Genomic DNA, 17,437 nt, shown 5'->3' on the forward strand with positions numbered 1-17,437 from the left:
CTATGCTTCAAAAACTCCGCACAGTTATTTATCACACAAGTGATCTTGCTGCTGCAAAATCGTGGTACAGTTCGCTCACGGGTAAAGAACCTTATTTTGCTGAAGTATTTTATGTTGGGTTTGATATTGATGGATTTGAACTTGGACTTGATCCCGACATGAGTCAAACGGAAAAGGGTAATCACACTACTGCTTATTGGGGTGTTGCTGATATAAATTCAGCTGTTGAAAAAGCTGTTTCGCTTGGTGCAGTTGTAATTGATCCTGTACATAATGTTGGCGGCAGTATAGAAGTGGCAATTGTAGAAGATCCATTTGGTAATCATATTGGCTTTATCACCGGCGCATAAATTTTTATATGGACATTTCATATATCCTCAATGAACTGGGCGAAGACCGTGAGCATTATTTTAATGCCATTGCTCCGCCCATTATACAAACAAGCAATTTCCGTTTTAATAAAGTAGATGAACTGCGTGCTGCATTTGCCGATGAGATGAGTACCTATCTCTACAGTCGTGGAATAAACCCAACGGTTGATATACTGCGCAAAAAATTGGCAGCTTTAGATGGTGCCGAAGATTGTCTCATTTTCAACAATGGAGCAGCAGCCATCTTTGCAGGCGTTCTGGCTAATGTTAAAGCAGGCGATCATATTGTAAGTGTGAGCAAACCCTATAGTTGGGTGCAGCGCATGTTCGATATTATTCTTCCACGTTTTGGAGTAACTACAACTTACGTGGATGGAAGAGATGCGAATAACTATTTCAATGCAACGGGTCCAAACACAACTTTCTATTATCTCGAAAGTCCCAATAGCTGGGATTTTGCCATGCAGGATATTCGTGCCATTGCTGCTTATGCAAAGCAGCAAAACATCACAACATTAATCGACAATAGTTACTGCACACCGCTTTATCAAAAACCAATTGAAATGGGTATTGACCTGGCTATGCAAACGGCCACAAAATATATCGGCGGGCACAGCGATACCCTGGGAGGAGTGTTAAGCGGATCGCATGCCATGATAAAAAAGATATTCGATAGTGAGTATCTCAACATCGGTAGCGGTATTCAGCCCTTCAATGCCTGGTTGCTGATCCGGGGTTTGCGTACGTTGCCCACCCGGCTTGATCGAATCAATCAAACAACTCAAAAAGTAGTGGCGTTTATAAAAGCTCACCCGGCGGTAAGTCGAATTATTTACCCTTTTGATGAAAGCTTTCCGCAATATGAGCTGGCCAGGCAACAGATGAAAGAAGCACCGGGTTTATTTTCCTTTTTTGTGAAGGCCGAAAGCAGGAAGCAGATTGTAACATTTTGCGAAAGCCTGCAACATATACAAATGGCTGTAAGTTGGGGAGGACATGAGAGTTTGCTGTTGCCAAAATGTGCCGCTTTGCAGGATGCTGATTTTGACCCTTCAAATCTCGAACATCAAATGATGAGATTGTATGTTGGTTTGGAGGATGCCGCCTACCTTACGGCAGATTTAGAACAGGCTTTCAAGAAAGCTGGTCTAAAATAACGGCCTTGCTTAAAAGAAGTTTTATAATAGCTTCTGTCCGCTGGTCAAAAAACAATAAATTCGTGCCCCCAAAGTCATTATATTGTCATCACTATTATATATATGAAGAAACTTATCCGGCTTACACTCTTATCATCCCTGCTGCTCTTTAGTGTAATAACTATCAAAGCCCAGGAAAAATGGGATCTCCGCCGTTGTGTAGAGTATGCGGTAGCTAATAACATCAATATTAAGCAGGCCGATGTGCAGGCAAAGATCAGCCAGCTCACGCTTAATCAAAGTAAGCTGCAACGCTGGCCCAGCGCTAATTTTCAAAACAGCAATGGTTTCCAGTTCGGACGTTCTATTGATCCGGCAACCAACGGGTTTACTAACCAGCAGATCACCTTTTCGCAATTTGGTCTTTCAAGCAGTGTAACACTGTTCAATTTCAACTCCCAGAAAAACACAATTCTGGGTAATGAGCTGGAAACAAAAGCCCAGGAAGCAACGGTTGAACGTTGGAAGAATGATATATCGTTGAATGTTGCAGGTGCATACCTACAGGCCCTGCTTTCAAGAGAGCAGGTTAATATTTCTACTGTTCAGATCAACCAGACAAGAGAGCAATTAGCCACTACAAGAAAATTAGTCGATGCGGGAAGTTTACCGGAATTAAATGCCGCAGAAATTGAAGCACAGTTAGCAAGAGACAGCAGTTCATATATTGCTGCGGTAACGGCCTATCAAACCAACCTGCTGAACCTGAAGATCTGGATGAATCTTGATCCTGCAACCGCAATTGAACTTGAAACACCTCCTGTTGATAGAATACCTGTTGAAACATTTGCAGAACTACAACCTGAACCGGTTTACCAGTTAGCACTTGCGAATATGCCTTTGCAACGGGTAAACAAATTGCGTTTGCAGGCATTGGAGAAATTTCAAAAAGCAGCAAGAGGTAATATGTATCCCAGTATTGGTGCGTTTGGAAACGTGAACTCAGCTTATTCAAGTGCGCTAAAGAATCTCCCGAAAGGTGCCAATATTCCTGTTACTATTCCGGTTGGTTGGACGGGTGCAGGTTCGGCTCAAAACCCAAATGTATTTACGCAAACATTTATTCCATCCGGTTCTCAAAAAGCTGACTTCTTTCGCCAGCTCGATTTTAACTTTCGTCAGTCTGTTGGTATTAGTTTAACTGTTCCCATTTTCAATGGCGGACAGGCACGTACTGCATGGGAACGCAGCAAACTGAATTATCAAAACCAACAACTGCAGGTTAACAACGATAATCAAACATTAAAACAAAATATTTACCAGGCATATAACGATGCAACGGCTGCGTTTCAACGTTACCAGGCATCTATTAAAAGTGTACAAACAGCAGAGTATTCTTACGACCTTTCGAGAAAACGTTACGATGCAGGTTTGTTACGTTCAATTGACCTGATCACAAATCAAAATAATTTATTCCGGGCGAGGCTTGAAAGAATTTCCAACCAATACGATTATGTGTTTCGTATGAAAGTGTTGGAGTTTTATAAAGGACTCGGTTTAAGATTATAAAATATTCATCTAATTAACAAAGGAACAACAACCCAATATGAATAAGAAAATATGGTGGATCATTGGCATCCTCTTGGTGCTGGCAATAATCCTTATCATTCTGAAGAAGAAAGAAGTGATCGGTAAAAAGGAAGCAACCAAAGTGGCTACCGAAAAGATCATAAAGCGAACCATTATTGAAACTGTAAATGCAAGTGGTAAAGTATATCCTGAAGATGAGCGTAAAGTAAGCTCCGATGTTAGTGGTGAAGTGGTGGAGATGTATGTTGAAGAAGGCGACAGTGTACGTAAAGGACAGTTGCTTGCAAAAGTTTTTGCCGATGTATTAACATCCGACAGGGACCGTGCTGCATCTGTTGTAAACCAGCAACAGGCGCAGGTTGGTAATACCGAAGCTTCGCTTCGTTCGTTTGAAGCAAGATTGAACCAGGCTAAGCTTGCATACGATCGTCAAAAGAAATTGTTTGATGAAAAAGTAATCTCACGCCAGGAATTTGAACAGGCCGAAAGCGCTTACTTAACTGCAAGAGCAGATCTTGATGCAGCAAAACAAACCATTCGCAGTGGTAAAGCCAGTGTACAAAGCGCACAGGCAAGTTTAACGGCAGCTAATAAAAATCTTTCCCGTACAACGGTTATTTCACCAATGGATGGTATTGTTTCGTTACTGGCTGTAAAGAAAGGCGAACGTGTGGCAGGTAATAGTTTTAGTCTTGGTACTGAAATTATGCGTGTGGCCGATATGACGAAAATTGAAGTGCGTGTTGATGTGGGTGAAAATGATATACCCAAAGTAAAAATTGGTGACAGCGCCATTGTTGAAGTGGATGCTTATAACGACCGCAAGTTCAAAGGTGTTGTTACGCAGATTTCCAGCAGCAGTACATCGGCGCAAGCAACAGGTGCATCGGCGGCATCTGGTGATGTTACAAACTATAAAGTGTATATCCGTATCGATCCTGCTTCTTATGCTGATTTGATCGACCCTTCAAAAGGAAAAAATCTTCCTTTCCGCCCGGGCATGAGTGCAAGTGCAGATATTATGACCACCAAACAGGCAAATGTGTTAGCTGTTCCTATTCTTGCTGTAACCACACGTGATAAAAATGAACAGGGATCGAAAGTAAAAGCAAAAGAAGACGCAGAGAAAAAGAAAGCACAAGGTCAGGAAGTGGCAACAAACAATGCTGTGCTTACTGATGAAATGGAAGAAGTGGTTTTTATTGTTCAGAAAGATGGTACCGTTAAGAAGGTAGCAATCCGCACTAATATACAGGATAACGAATACATTGAAGTGATGAGCGGGTTAAAAGAGGGTGATGAAGTGGTGAGTGCTCCTTACAACACCATCAGTAAAACATTAAAAGACGGCATGAAAGTAAGCGTAGTGCCAAAGGATAAAGTGTACGACGAAAAATAAATCGTAAAAAAAGAATATAAAATCCCGCCTGATGGCGGGATTCTTTTATTTTAGATGTTCTGAAAACTAATTGTTTGAAACAGGAAGGAACTAATCAGCAGTTTGCAATTATCGGGAGTGGCAGTTTTGCCACGGCTCTTGCGAAAATTCTCAATGGTAATGGCGTGCACCTTAATTGGTGTGTTCGCAACCAGAATATCATTGATCAGATAAAAAAATACGGGCACAATCCAAGTTATCTCCGCTCGGCAACATTTAATACTTCGTTGCTTACGTTAACAACCGATTTAACAGAAACAATTCAGCAGTCGGATTACCTGATACTTGCTATTCCATCGGCCTATACCGAAGAAGTGCTTGATAAATTACCCAAGGATATTTTTGAAGGGAAACAGATCATCTCTGCCATAAAAGGCATTATGCCTAATCGTAATATTCTGCTTAATGATTATTTAAAAAATGATTTTGCTTTTGATCCGCAGGATTATTATACTATCATGGGGCCTTGTCATGCAGAAGAAGTGGCTTCGGAAAAATTATCATACCTAACTTTTACAGGACTTGATCAAACAACTACTCAATGGATCGCTGATCAGTTCCGCAATCATTATATCAACACTGTAACCAATGATGATGTGTATGGTGTACAGTTTGCTGCCATCTTAAAAAATATTTATGCATTAGGCAGTGGTATTGCTCACGGACTTGAGTACGGTGATAATTTCCTGAGCGTGCTTATTGCAAATGCTGCCGATGAAATGGCAGGCTTCTTACGTAAAGTTGGTATTCGTAATATGGAAGTGGGTGTGCACAAAGAACCCATTCCCGGTGTGCAGTTAATGAAAAGCTCTTTACGAAAATCAGCCAACTATGCAGCCAGTGTGTACATGGGCGATTTGCTTGTAACCTGTTACTCGTTGTATAGCCGCAACCGTACGTTTGGTAATATGATCGGCAAAGGGTTTAGCGTAAAAGCTGCACAACTTGAAATGAATATGGTTGCCGAAGGTTACAATGCAAGCAAATGTTTTTACCTCATTAATAAAGAGCTTGGTGCCGATATGCCCATTGCTACAGCTATTTACAAAATTTTATGGGAAGATGTACGACCTGCTGAAGCTTTTGAACAGCTGGAGCAGGTATTGATCTAACTCAATATTGATTTCTCAATTGAATATTATGTTACGGTTCTTCGTTGCCATTGCAATTCTTTTTTTCTGTAATGAAATTTTAGCACAGGATACCATTCGTTTTTCAAAGGGACTTGCAGTTGCCAGCGGCAGCCGCTATGGTCGTGAGGCAATTTATACCGATTTGCTTGCATGGAAAATGTATAATGGCACATTGGCAAAACCAGCAGCTAACGCAGAGTTCACAACAAGTGAAAAAGGAGAGAAGATCTTATGGCGTGAAATAGCCGCAGATAGTAGTGGCCGCTTTCGTGTATTTGGCAGAAATTTTCAACGTACAACCAACCCATTCTTAAACCCGGGTAGTGCCGATAGAGGAAGTGATTATTTATACATTACCTATAACAGTGCAACGGCTCAAACTGCTTTGTTGAATATAGCAGGTAACAGTGCGGTATATGTGAATGGGGCGCCACATATGGGTGATCCTTACAGTTCAGCCTACATGTATGTACCTGTGAGATTGAAAAAAGGATTGAATGAATTTTTTATTCGTGCTGCAAATGTGTTACCCGTACTTATTCTTAATGTAAAGCCTGTAGAGCTATTAACCAACGATCTTACTGCACCTGTTGTTGTTACTAATCAAAATGAAAAGTTGAAAGGAGCAATTGTTATTGCAAACACTTCATCAGCTTCAACTAAAAATTTGCAATTGAAAACATTCGTTGCAGGTAAGGAAGTAATAGTATCAATTGCAACAGTGCCGGCACTTGGCACACGTAAAATAATATTTGAGTTTGATGCATCGGGAATCAAAGCAAAAGGAAAACATGATTGCAAAATTTCGTTGCTTCAAAAGGGAAAACTGATCGATGAAAAAACGATCACGATTGAAGCGGTTGATAACGGCAGTCATTACAGCAAAACATTTATCAGTGGCATCGATGGAAGTCTTCAATACTTTGCTATAACGCCTCAAGTTGGTGGCTCAAAAAATAATGCAGCATTATTTCTTTCAGTACATGGGGCAGGTGTCGAAGCAATTGGACAAGCACGTGCATACAAATCAAAAGACTGGGGCACTTTGGTAGCTGCAACCAATCGCCGACCTCGTGGTTTTAATTGGGAAGATTGGGGAAGGCTTGATGCATTGGAAGTATTGGGATTGGCAAAAAAATTATTTCAACCTGATCCACAACATATTTATTTAACTGGTCACTCGATGGGCGGACATGGCACATGGTTTCTCGGTGCTACCTATCCAGATAAATGGGCTGCTATTGCACCAGCAGCTGGTTATGCTTCCTTAAAAGATTATGGTTCAGCAGATGGACGCATTCCTGACAGCAGCCGCTCTGCTTCAGAAAAAATATTATTGCGTGCAGGCAATCAAAGTGATGTGCCCAAGCTTGCTTTCAACTACAAACCGCTTGGTGTATATATTTTGCATGGTGATTCGGATAGGGTAGTGCCTGTTACGTATGCAAGACAGATGCGCAAAGTATTAGCCGATTTTCACAGCGATTATAACTACTATGAGTACCCCGGTGGTGAGCATTGGTTTGGAGACCAGAGTGTTGATTGGCCGCATATCTTCAACTTTTTCAAATGGCATAGCATTGCACTTGATACTGCAGTAAACAATATTGACTTTACTACTTCAAGCCCGGGTATATCGTCAAGCTATCGATGGGCAACAGTCTATCAACAACTGCATTCGTTGCAATATAGTCGTATTCAATTAAAGAGAAATAGAGTTGCTAATACAATCACCGGATTAACCGAAAATGTATTACTGCTTCGTTTGGCCTTAAACGATTTTGGTGCAGGTGCAGATGTGAAAATATTATTGGACAGTACAAGTGCTGTTAATTACAAAACAACTTCAGCCAACGATACGGTTTTTGTTCTAAAAGAAAATAATAAATGGGCGCTTACGGAAAAGCCAGCTGCGTTTGAAAAAAATCCTCAACGCTATGGCACATTTAAAGAAGTATTTAATCACAATATGTTATTTGTTGTTGGCACGGGCGGCAATAGTGAAGAGAAAGAAACAACCATGAATAAAGCAGTGTATGATGCTGAAACATGGTATTACCGTGGCAATGGTGCTGTTGATATGATAACAGATAAAGAATACGATCCTGCAAAATATGCGGGGCGAAATGTTATTCTGTACGGAAACGCAACTACTAATTCCGCATGGAAAATTTTGCTGAATGATTGCCCCATTCAGGTAACTTCTAACGAAATAAAAGCCGTAGTTGCAAGCTGGTCTGGAAATGATCTAGCTGCCTATTTCACCTGGCCACAAAAAGATGCCCGTTTGCTTATCGGGGTAGTGGCTGCAACTGGTGTAAAAGGAATGAAAGCTGCTTATGCCAACCAGTATTTTGCAGGCGGCAGCGGCTTTCCTGATTTTATGATCTTTAACAGCGACATGTTGAAGGGAGATGACAAAGGCATTAAGCTGGCAGGTTTCTTTGATCATCAATGGAAACTTTCAGCCGCTGAGTATGTGTGGCAGAAATAGTGATGGGTGGTCTGTTAAAATTGATTGTTTGCTGCAATACGAGCAGTAAGCTTTGTATCTTTATATAAATAATTTACAATGCCATTTTCATTCACAGGTTTTGGTCCTTGGGTACTGCTGCTGATGCTGGTGGTTGGTGTTGTAAATCATATCATCAGTAACAGGCGGGCAAAAACCCCTTCGCCTTAATCGCCTATTCCAGTCGCATAGATATCATTTCTTTTTCTTGTAACTCTGTCTGCATTCCAACAGCTGCTTTGTAATAGTGGAGTATAGCTGCAATCATTGCAACGTGACTGACATCATTATAATTAAACCAGTAATGGATATTTAATTGCATGGTATGACAAATCAATGCTGCAAATCCCCAGGCTGTTGCATAAAAAATATGTTTTAAGGCTGCATCCCTTGTAACGTAATAAACATAGAGTTCAAAAGAAAAAACAACGATGAGTAAACCATACATTGCATGCATGATCACAAAAGAAAAACGAAGTGTGATCAATGAAAGTAGCATGAACGTAAGTATCTCCGCATAGTTGAACCATGAAAAAAATTGCCCGATCTGTTTATTCATCAAAGGACGGCTGTGAAGAATGGTTGCACGTTCAAATACCGCCACTGCTGCCATGCCAATATACCAGCCAGGAATTTTTCCGTACATGCCTGTTTTATACAACAGTGCATGACCAACAACTCCTCCAATAATGGTTGAAATGCCCAACAACAAAAAGAACATCTTTAACAGGCGATGAGTAGAAGTTTGATTTAGCTTTTTGTTTTGAAGATTTCTATAAGCATAAAAGCAGGCAAGGGCAATAAAGAGATTGGTAATAACCGTAAACGGCTCTAATATCTTTATACCAAACAAATGCCAGTAGGGCATATTCGCAAAATCAATAGTCGGCTCCAGCATGAGGTGTACTTTTGCGGCAGCAATCAATCCATTCTAATTTACAAAAAAGCCTTGAAAAAGTAAAGCCTGAGATGGTTTAGAAAAATAAATCGGATGCAATAGCGTCGGCAAATAATTTTCCTTCTTTGGTGAGGATGAGATGATTATTTGTTACTGTTAGCAAACCCTTGTCTTCGAAAGCGGAAGATGCAGTTTTCAATTCTGTAGATTTATCATTTCCAAATTGCTGGCTGATATAATCCAGGTCGGTTCCTTCCATCAACCGCAAACTCGTCATGATATATTCATTGAGTTGTTGCGTTGTTGTTAGTTCTTCTCTCTCAAACGCAAGCGTTTCCCGTTTCAGCGATTGAATATACAGTTGATTGTTGGCTATATTCCATTGCCTGCTGCTGCCGTTAAAGGAATGAGCCGATGGACCTAATCCCAAATAGTGCACTCCTTTCCAATAACTGCTGTTATGTTTGCTACGGTAACCAGGTTTGGCAAAATTGGAAATTTCGTAATGCTCAAAACCGGCTTGTTGCAGATGATCCATCAATAATAAAAACTGGCGGCTTTGTTGTTCGGGGTCTACATCCTGTTTCTGCTGATGTCGTATCTGTTTATCTAACGGCGTTTTTTCTTCTACGGTTAATGCATAACAGGAAATGTGGTTGATGTTTTGCTGCAACACCCAATTAAGATTGTACAACCATTTTTCATCGGTTAGTCCGGGAGTACCATAAATAAGATCAACAGTAAAACTATTGAAGCCAGCAACTCTTGCTTTGCTAATCACTTGTTTTGCTTCAGCAGCAGTATGTGCACGGTTCATCCAGCGAAGATCTTCTTCAAACAACGATTGGATGCCGATGCTGAGGCGGTTAATGCCAAGTTGTTTCCAGCCTTGAAGCTTTTCATCAGTTACATCATCGGGGTTTGCTTCGAGTGTAATTTCAGCAGAAGCATCAACTGAAAAATATTGGTGAAGTTGTTGCATGATCTGTTCCAGTTCCTCGATCTGCAAAATGCTGGGAGTGCCTCCTCCGAAATAAATTGTTTCAATAGATTGGCTTTGCAGGTAGTTGGCTTTTGAATGCAGTTCGATCTCTCTCAATAAAGCTGCAACAAAATCGTTCTTATAATGCAGGCTTGTACTGAAATGAAAATTACAGTAATTGCATGCCTGCCTGCAAAACGGAATATGAATATAAATACCTGCCATCCTCAAATGAAACCTTAATTTCGAAACTGCAAAACTAACCGTTCGTGCTTCAAATCCGTTCAGCATTTTACAAAGCTATTTTTCTTGCAGCCTGTTGCTGGTTTTTCGTGTTGCCTTCGCATGCGCAAAAAAAGTATCAGTTGCTGTATCGGTTTGCTGATACGGTTGATATTTCGTCATCGCTTGGTTTGCAGAATGAATTTGATGGTAAAGACGCATGCAGTCAGTACATTTTTGAGTTGCCTAAACTGCTGCAGAAGAAAGGGTATATCACAGCTTCCATTGATTCCGTGAAGATGGATTTAACCAAAGCAGAAGTAGTAATGTTCCTCGGGCAAACTTACCGTTGGGCATTGCTCAATACATCGTCAGTACCACAAGAGTTGCTGAATGCAGCCGGCTACCGTGATAAAAATTTCAAGCAACAGCCACTTGATTTTGCAGCGGTACAATTATTACAAACACGTCTTCTTGATAAACTGGAGAACACGGGCTATCCGTTTGCCAATGTCTATCTTGATAGTTTCAATCTGCAACAGGAAGGTATTTCGGCAATACTGAAAATTGACAAAGGTCCTTTATATAAGATTGATAGTATCCGTGTGTATGGTGATGTGAAGATCAGCAACCGTTTCCTGCAACGTTATCTTGAAATACAGGATGCTTCAATTTATCAAAAACAAAAATTGCTCAACATCAGTCCACGCCTGTTGCAGTTGCCCTACTTGCTGGAAGAACAAAAATGGAACATGAGTTTTTTAGGAACTGGTTCAATTGTTAATCTTTATTTGAAAGAACGTAAAAGCAGCCAGGTAAATGGTATCATTGGTTTCCTTCCTTCAAATGATCAACTCGGCGGCAACAAATTATTAGTAACTGGTGATTTTAACCTGAACCTGAAAAACGGGTTTGGTTTAGGTGAAGCATTGACAGTTTTGTTTCAACAGATACAAGTGCAATCGCCCCGTTTGCAAATGGGTTACCTCCAACCATTTTTGTTTGGTTCTCCTTTTGGAGTGGATGTTTCATTCGATGGGTTTAAAAAAGACAGCAGCTTTCTCAACATCAATTTACAGTTAGGCGTTCAGTATGCGTTTGGTGGAAACAGGAGTGGCAAAGTATTTTACCAGCGATCGATTTCTAATTTGTTGAACGTTGATACAAATGCAATCCGCAACAGTAAACGATTACCTGATCAGATAGATCAATCAACATCAAATATTGGCTTGGAGTATGAATGGTTCACTACCGATTATCGTTTTAATCCACGCAAAGGATTTGATATGAAGATCACGGGTTCAGCAGGTATACGTCGCATAAGGCCCAACAACAATATCACCTCTTTGAAAGATCCTAACAACGCTAGCTTTAATTACCAGTCGCTTTATGATTCTGTTGGAACAAAGGCCTATACGTTTCGCATTAAAACAAATATTTCTCATTATTTAAAGGCTGGGAAAAACTCCGCATTTAAAACAGCAGTTAACGCAGGGTTTATTCAAAGCCCACGAATTTTCCGGAACGAATTATACCAGTTGGGCGGCTTTCGTTTATTACGTGGTTTTGATGAAGAGAGCATTTTTGCATCTGCCTACGCAGTGCTAACGTTGGAGTACCGTATTCTAATCGGACTCAACAGTTACATCTACGCATTTGCTGATGGAGGGTTGGTGCGTAACAACAGCCAGTTTGCTAATACAAGTAATACGTTGATAGGTTCGGGTTTGGGTATGGCTTTTGAAACCAAGGCAGGCATTTTTAATATTGCTTTTGCTGCCGGCAAAAGAGACGATTCGCCCTTAAATCTACGCCAAAGTAAAATTCACTTTGGTTACGTGAATTTTTTCTGATGTTGATGATCGCTTGTTTATTTTTGCAAACAACTCATGCGCTTAATTTTAATCTTACTTCTTTTATTGGGTCAAATTGTTGTTGCAGCACAGGATACAACTGGTCTGCAACAGAAGCCCGATAGCGCTGCTTCAACGGTTGCAAAAGATACCATTTCAATAATGCACACAGCACCTTTGGTTTCTTTTGATTCGTCTTACAAAGCCATCCTTGCAAAAAGCCGCTTGAATCTTTTTGCAAAACCGCAGTTCCAGATAGAAAAAGAAAAACAGGCAGAAGATAAAGATTGGCTGTTCTACTATATCCTGGGCATTGCGTTATTGTTTGGGTTGTTGCGTATCACCTACCTGCGTTATTTCAGCGACATGTTCAGGGTATTCTTCCGTACATCTTTGCGGGTGAACCAGATCAGGGAACAATTGGTACAATCGGGGTTACAATCTTTATTATTCAACCTGTTTTTTGCAATAGTAGCCGGCACCTATGTTTACCTCCTCATCAGTTATTTCAGCGTGTCGGTGAAATTGCCCGATTTGTTTATTCCCCTGGTAACAACCGCCACAATTGCCTTAATGTATTTGGGCAAATTTATTTTTCTTCAGGTTAGTGGCTGGCTGTTTGGAATGAAGAATGCGGCTGAAACTTATTCCTTTATTGTGTTCCTGATCAACAAGATTGTGGGAATCATTTTGCTCCCGTTCTTGTTTGTAATTGCTTTTGCCGAAAAGGAACTGGCAGGCATAGCTATTACCATTTCACTGGTGGTAATTGTTGGACTGTTTCTTTACCGGTTTTTGCGTGCCTACCGCCCTGTACAGGCCGAGATCAAGGTTGGACGGTTCCATTTTTTCATCTTTTTCCTTGCGTTTGAGATCGCTCCGTTACTGGTTATCTATAAGCTCATCCTTGGCTTTTTGTAAATAATTGTACTTACCTTTGCAGAAATTTTCTTTTTCCAGTATGGAAAAACACGGTATGAAGTCCCAAAAAGAGAAGGCGATCAAAAACATCCTGATAACGCAGCCCAGGCCTGAATCCGATAAATCGCCATACTATGAGCTTGCCCGGAAATACAACCTCCAGTTGTCATTTCAGCCTTTTATCCGCATTGAAGGAATACCTTCGAAAGATTTCAGAAAACAAAAGATCGACATTACCGCTTACTCCGCAGTTATTTTTACCAGCCGGAATGCAATTGATCATTTTTTCCGCACTTGCGAAGAAATGCGAATTTCCATTTCCCAGGAGACAAAATACTTTTGCATTACCGAAGCCGTTGCCCTTTATCTTCAAAAATTTATTCTTTATAGAAAACGTAAAGTTTTTTATGGTGCAGATGGCACAAATAAAAGTTTGTTTGATGTAGTGAACAAACACAAAAGCAACGAAAAATTTTTATACCCCTGCAGTGAAAACATTGATAACGAAATCACCAGCTGGCTTCGTAATCATAACTGCGAATTTGCAACGCCCATTCTCTACAAAACAGTAAGTAATGATGTAAAGGACCTGATCACAACAGGTGACTTTGACATCATTTGTTTTTTTACCCCAAGTGGCGTAAAAAGTTTGTTGGAAAATTTGCCCAAGTACAAACAGAACGGCACGTTCATCGGGGCATTTGGCGCCAATACTTTTAAAGCAGTTGAAGAGGCAGGTTTGCAATTGCAAATAAAAGCGCCCGATCCACAGGCACCAAGTATGGTTTCGGCCCTGGACAAGTTTCTTGGACAGGCTTCAAAGTAATTTTCAGTACATTATTTGTGTTGTAGTTTGCAGTTAAATCAACAGCAATCAGTTTCTATGCCGCATACCAACCGTCTTGCACAGGAAAGCAGCCCTTATTTGTTACAACATGCACACAATCCTGTTGATTGGTTTCCATGGGGTGAAGAAGCCTTGAAAAAAGCTGTTGAAGAAGATAAACCAGTATTGGTAAGCATCGGTTATTCTTCTTGTCATTGGTGTCATGTAATGGAGCGGGAAAGTTTTGAAGATGAAGCTACCGCTCAAATCATGAACCGCCATTTCATCAACATAAAAATTGACCGTGAAGAACGCCCCGACCTTGATCATATTTATATGGATGCCGTGCAAGCCATGAGCGGAAGTGGCGGTTGGCCACTCAATGTTTTTCTCACTCCTGATCTCAAACCTTTTTATGGAGGAACATATTACCCACCTGTAAAAGCGTTTAACCGTAGTTCATGGAAAGAAGTTTTATATGGAGTTAGCAATGCGTTTAAGGAGAAACGGGAAGAGGTAGAACTCCAGGCAAATGAGCTGGTGCAGCATTTACAAAACGCAAATTCATTTGGCACAGAAAACGTTTTGAAGTTTGATTTGCCGGCAGAAGAATTGTTTCCAAAAAAACAAGCCGATCTTATGTTTGATGCCATCATGAAAACAGCCGACCGCACTTGGGGCGGCTTTGGCAATGCACCAAAATTTCCTCAAACATTTACCATCAGTTACTTGCTGCAGTATTATCATTTCACCGGGAATAAGGAAGCGCTTGAACAGGCATGTTTAAGTCTCGATAAAATGATTGAAGGTGGTATTTATGATCATGCGGGTGGTGGGTTTGCTCGTTATAGTACCGATACTGAATGGCTGGCTCCTCACTTTGAAAAAATGCTTTACGACAATGCCTTGCTGGTAATTGTGATGAGCGAAGCATGGCAATTGACAAAACAACCTCAATACAAACGAGCCATTGAAGAAACCTTGGTTTTTATCGAGCGGGAAATGACTTCAAGGGAAAATGGATTTTATTCTGCTTTGGATGCCGATAGTGAAGGAGTGGAAGGAAAATATTACACCTGGACAAAGGCGGAAGTTGTTGAACTGTTGAAAAAAAATGCAGAACTGTTTTGCAGGTTTTATGATGTAACTGATGAAGGTAACTGGGAGGAAGTTAACATTCTCCGCACCAAACAAACCTCAGTTGAGTTCTGTAAAGAAAATGGGTTGGAGTTGGAAGAATTTCAAACTAAAATGAAAGCCTGCCTTGATCTGTTGCTACAGGCGAGAGAAAAACGCATTAAGCCCTTGCTTGATGATAAGATACTTTTAAGCTGGAATGCCCTGATGAACTACGCTTACAGCAGTGCCTTCGCTGCTTTGGGAAACGAGGAGTATCGGCAAAAAGCCACAAGCAACATGAGGTTCCTATTGCAGGCATTTGAACATACTGGCAGTTTATGGCATGTATACAAAGAAGGCAAAGCGAAGTACCCGGCATTCCTCGATGATTATGCTTACCTGATTAAAGCCTTGCTCCAGTTACAGGAAATAACATCCGACACCGCATATCTATTCAAAGCAAAGGAGTTGATGACTACCGCCTTAGAACAGTTTGGTGAGGAAGAAACAGGGTATTTCTTTTTTACTGCCGCCCATCAACCGGATATTGTGGTACGGAAAAAAGAAATTTACGATGGAGCAACGCCTTCCGGGAATGCCGTAATGGCTGTTAATCTTCACCACCTGGGCTTGTATTTCAATATTCTGGAATGGATGGAGCGGAGCACCAAAATGTTGCTTGGTTTGCAGGATGTAATGGTGCGTTACCCCGGTTCTTTCGGTGTTTGGGCGGGCCTTTTGCAAACCCGGATCAATGGTTTTTGGGAACTGGCCATTGTAGGAGAGGGTCACGAGTCGAAACGTGACGAGATTTTGGGCTGGTATCGAACCAATTTAATCCTGCAGTCTTCCACAAAAAGCAATAGTAGTTTTCCGCTATTATTGAACAGAGACTCTCCTGATGGTAACACCTTTTTATACTTATGTAAAGAATATGCCTGCCTTCGTCCAACTGCTGAAACACAGGAAATACGGGCTGTTTTGGGTTCAGTTACAGGGTAAAACAATAAAAAAATCAATTCCCCGTTATCGATGACGAGCTGTAAAAACATTTTGAAAAATTAAAAATTAAGTATTAGCATTGCGATAAGTTTTAAGGTCGATCCTGAAAAGGACTACTTAAATTTGTCCAATACCTTAATCAAGAAAATTAAATTCTTAACAAATGAAGAACCAACTGTTAAGTTGCCTAACAATCGCCGCCCTATCCGTACTGGCTGTCAGCTGCGGTAAATCGAAGTCTTCTTCCAAGTCTACAAACAACGGTCAACTTGTTGGTGCAGCGTATGGCGCTAAGCAAAACAACAACACACATCTGGGAATGGTGATGATTCCACAAGGTACCTTTCATATGGGACCAAGTGACGAAGACATCAACTATGCATACACTGCCCGTAACCGCCAGGTATCGATCAGTGGTTTTTGGATGGATGCAACAGAAGTAACCAACAGCGAATACAAGCAGTTTGTATTTTATGTTAGGGATTCAATTGCAGCAACTGTGTTGAACTACATCGATCCCAAAACAAATGCTATCGACTGGAAAAAGGCCGCTGGTATCTGGAAAGAGAAAAATGTATATGAGAAACTTGGCCAGATGATGATGGCTCCTGACGATCGTATTTTCGGTAAAATGGAAATCGATCCAGATAAACTCATTTACCAGGAAGAATATGTGGATTATAAAGCAGCTGCTTACCGCAAGCCAAATGAACCACGTTCAAAATTCATTATCAAAAACCCGATTAAAGTTTATCCTGATACATTGGTGTGGGTTCGTGACTTCTCTTATAGCTATAACGAACCAATGAGCCAGCGTTATTTTGCTCACCCAGCCTTTGCTAACTATCCTGTAGTTGGTACAACCTGGAAACAAGCAAATGCTTTTTGTAACTGGCGTACTCGTCATCTCAATGATTTCAACGATAAGAAAGGATACGCTACCGAATCAAGCTATCGCTTGCCTTCTGAAGCTGAGTGGGAATATGCAGCCCGTGGCGGACGTTCACAATCAATGTTCCCCTGGGGTAACTATTATCTCCGCAACCGCAAAGGATGTTTAATGGCCAATTTTAAACCTGGTCGTGGTAACTATCCTGAAGACGGTGGTTTCTATACTGTGCGTGCCGATGCTTACTGGCCTAACGACTTCGGTCTTTACAACATGGCGGGTAATGTGGCAGAGTGGACAGGTTCTCTTTACTATGAAGGAGCTTACAACTTTGCACATGATATGAACCCAGACATTCGCTACAATGCGAAGGACAGCGATCCTCCCCGCATGAAGCGTAAAGTGGTTCGTGGCGGTAGCTGGCAGAGTGTTGGTTACTTCCTGCAAACAAGTACCCGCAACTATGAGTACCAGGATACAGCAAAATCATACATCGGTTTCCGTTGTGTGATCAACCTGCCACCCATGATGCGTAAGCGTTAATC

13 protein-coding genes are annotated in these 17,437 nt (G+C 41.0%); 11 read left to right on the plus strand and 2 right to left on the minus strand.

The window, feature by feature from the left end; all coding sequences use genetic code 11:
- Window positions 1-2: 2 nt before the first annotated feature.
- The 6 genes from ACO1QW_RS06845 (at window position 3) to ACO1QW_RS06870 (ending at window position 8,162) form a co-directional block, all read left to right on the plus strand.
- On the plus strand, window positions 3-350 hold the full coding sequence (locus ACO1QW_RS06845) for a VOC family protein (protein ID WP_486256936.1): 348 nt from the start codon (window positions 3-5) through the stop codon (window positions 348-350).
- Window positions 351-358: 8 nt separating this feature from the next.
- On the plus strand, window positions 359-1,528 hold the full coding sequence (locus ACO1QW_RS06850; RefSeq protein ID WP_486256938.1) for a trans-sulfuration enzyme family protein: 1,170 nt from the start codon (window positions 359-361) through the stop codon (window positions 1,526-1,528).
- A 102-nt stretch (window positions 1,529-1,630) separates the two neighbouring features.
- Complete coding sequence (locus tag ACO1QW_RS06855; RefSeq protein WP_486256939.1) at window positions 1,631-3,076, plus strand: TolC family protein; 1,446 nt, start codon at window positions 1,631-1,633, stop codon at window positions 3,074-3,076.
- Between the two features lie 37 nt (window positions 3,077-3,113).
- Window positions 3,114-4,496: an efflux RND transporter periplasmic adaptor subunit gene (locus tag ACO1QW_RS06860; protein WP_486256941.1), complete on the plus strand. Its 1,383-nt coding sequence runs from the start codon at window positions 3,114-3,116 to the stop codon at window positions 4,494-4,496.
- Between the two features lie 74 nt (window positions 4,497-4,570).
- Window positions 4,571-5,647 (plus strand): NAD(P)H-dependent glycerol-3-phosphate dehydrogenase, encoded by a 1,077-nt coding sequence (locus ACO1QW_RS06865; protein ID WP_486256943.1) that lies wholly within the window; start codon window positions 4,571-4,573, stop codon window positions 5,645-5,647.
- 28 nt (window positions 5,648-5,675) lie between these two features.
- Window positions 5,676-8,162: a prolyl oligopeptidase family serine peptidase gene (locus ACO1QW_RS06870; protein ID WP_486256945.1), complete on the plus strand. Its 2,487-nt coding sequence runs from the start codon at window positions 5,676-5,678 to the stop codon at window positions 8,160-8,162.
- Between the two features lie 193 nt (window positions 8,163-8,355).
- On the opposite strand, the gene ACO1QW_RS06875 is transcribed toward ACO1QW_RS06870, so the two are convergent.
- Both ACO1QW_RS06875 and hemW read right to left on the minus strand, forming a co-directional pair.
- Window positions 8,356-9,078 (minus strand): DUF6962 family protein, encoded by a 723-nt coding sequence (locus tag ACO1QW_RS06875; protein ID WP_486256947.1) that lies wholly within the window; start codon window positions 9,076-9,078, stop codon window positions 8,356-8,358.
- A 76-nt stretch (window positions 9,079-9,154) separates the two neighbouring features.
- A complete protein-coding gene (gene hemW / locus ACO1QW_RS06880; RefSeq protein ID WP_486256949.1) occupies window positions 9,155-10,351 on the minus strand; it encodes a radical SAM family heme chaperone HemW in 1,197 nt (398 codons plus the stop codon).
- On the opposite strand from hemW, the gene ACO1QW_RS06885 reads away from it, so the two are divergent.
- The 5 genes from ACO1QW_RS06885 to porK all read left to right on the plus strand — a co-directional run bounded on the left by ACO1QW_RS06885 (window position 10,330) and on the right by porK (window position 17,435).
- Complete coding sequence (locus ACO1QW_RS06885) at window positions 10,330-12,135, plus strand: ShlB/FhaC/HecB family hemolysin secretion/activation protein (RefSeq protein ID WP_486256951.1); 1,806 nt, start codon at window positions 10,330-10,332, stop codon at window positions 12,133-12,135. The genes hemW and ACO1QW_RS06885 overlap by 22 nt on opposite strands.
- Window positions 12,136-12,171: 36 nt before the next feature.
- Entirely contained in the window at window positions 12,172-13,056 is an 885-nt protein-coding gene (locus tag ACO1QW_RS06890; RefSeq protein WP_486256953.1) for a DUF4271 domain-containing protein, read from the plus strand.
- 55 nt (window positions 13,057-13,111) lie between these two features.
- Window positions 13,112-13,882 carry a uroporphyrinogen-III synthase gene (locus tag ACO1QW_RS06895; protein ID WP_486256955.1) on the plus strand — a complete coding sequence of 257 codons (771 nt, stop codon included), beginning with the start codon at window positions 13,112-13,114 and terminating at the stop codon, window positions 13,880-13,882.
- Between the two features lie 57 nt (window positions 13,883-13,939).
- The gene (locus tag ACO1QW_RS06900) at window positions 13,940-16,003 is read left to right on the plus strand and encodes a thioredoxin domain-containing protein (protein WP_486256956.1); all 2,064 of its coding nucleotides are present in this window, start codon (window positions 13,940-13,942) and stop codon (window positions 16,001-16,003) included.
- Window positions 16,004-16,166: 163 nt separating this feature from the next.
- On the plus strand, window positions 16,167-17,435 hold the full coding sequence (gene porK, locus ACO1QW_RS06905) for a T9SS ring complex lipoprotein PorK/GldK (RefSeq protein WP_486256958.1): 1,269 nt from the start codon (window positions 16,167-16,169) through the stop codon (window positions 17,433-17,435).
- The last annotated feature ends 2 nt before the right edge of the window (window positions 17,436-17,437 follow it).

It is taken from the genome of Lacibacter sp., from assembly GCF_057361365.1.

Coding starts and splice junctions, on each gene's coding strand:
- ACO1QW_RS06895 (WP_486256955.1), top strand. CDS start 13,112: ATGAAGTCCCAAAAAGAGAAGGCGATCAAAAACATCCTGATAACGCAG.
- ACO1QW_RS06860 (WP_486256941.1), top strand. CDS start 3,114: ATGAATAAGAAAATATGGTGGATCATTGGCATCCTCTTGGTGCTGGCA.
- ACO1QW_RS06850 (WP_486256938.1), top strand. CDS start 359: ATGGACATTTCATATATCCTCAATGAACTGGGCGAAGACCGTGAGCAT.
- ACO1QW_RS06890 (WP_486256953.1), top strand. CDS start 12,172: ATGCGCTTAATTTTAATCTTACTTCTTTTATTGGGTCAAATTGTTGTT.
- ACO1QW_RS06875 (WP_486256947.1), bottom strand. CDS start 9,078: ATGCTGGAGCCGACTATTGATTTTGCGAATATGCCCTACTGGCATTTG.
- ACO1QW_RS06870 (WP_486256945.1), top strand. CDS start 5,676: ATGTTACGGTTCTTCGTTGCCATTGCAATTCTTTTTTTCTGTAATGAA.
- ACO1QW_RS06855 (WP_486256939.1), top strand. CDS start 1,631: ATGAAGAAACTTATCCGGCTTACACTCTTATCATCCCTGCTGCTCTTT.
- hemW (WP_486256949.1), bottom strand. CDS start 10,351: ATGCTGAACGGATTTGAAGCACGAACGGTTAGTTTTGCAGTTTCGAAA.
- ACO1QW_RS06900 (WP_486256956.1), top strand. CDS start 13,940: ATGCCGCATACCAACCGTCTTGCACAGGAAAGCAGCCCTTATTTGTTA.
- ACO1QW_RS06845 (WP_486256936.1), top strand. CDS start 3: ATGCTTCAAAAACTCCGCACAGTTATTTATCACACAAGTGATCTTGCT.
- porK (WP_486256958.1), top strand. CDS start 16,167: ATGAAGAACCAACTGTTAAGTTGCCTAACAATCGCCGCCCTATCCGTA.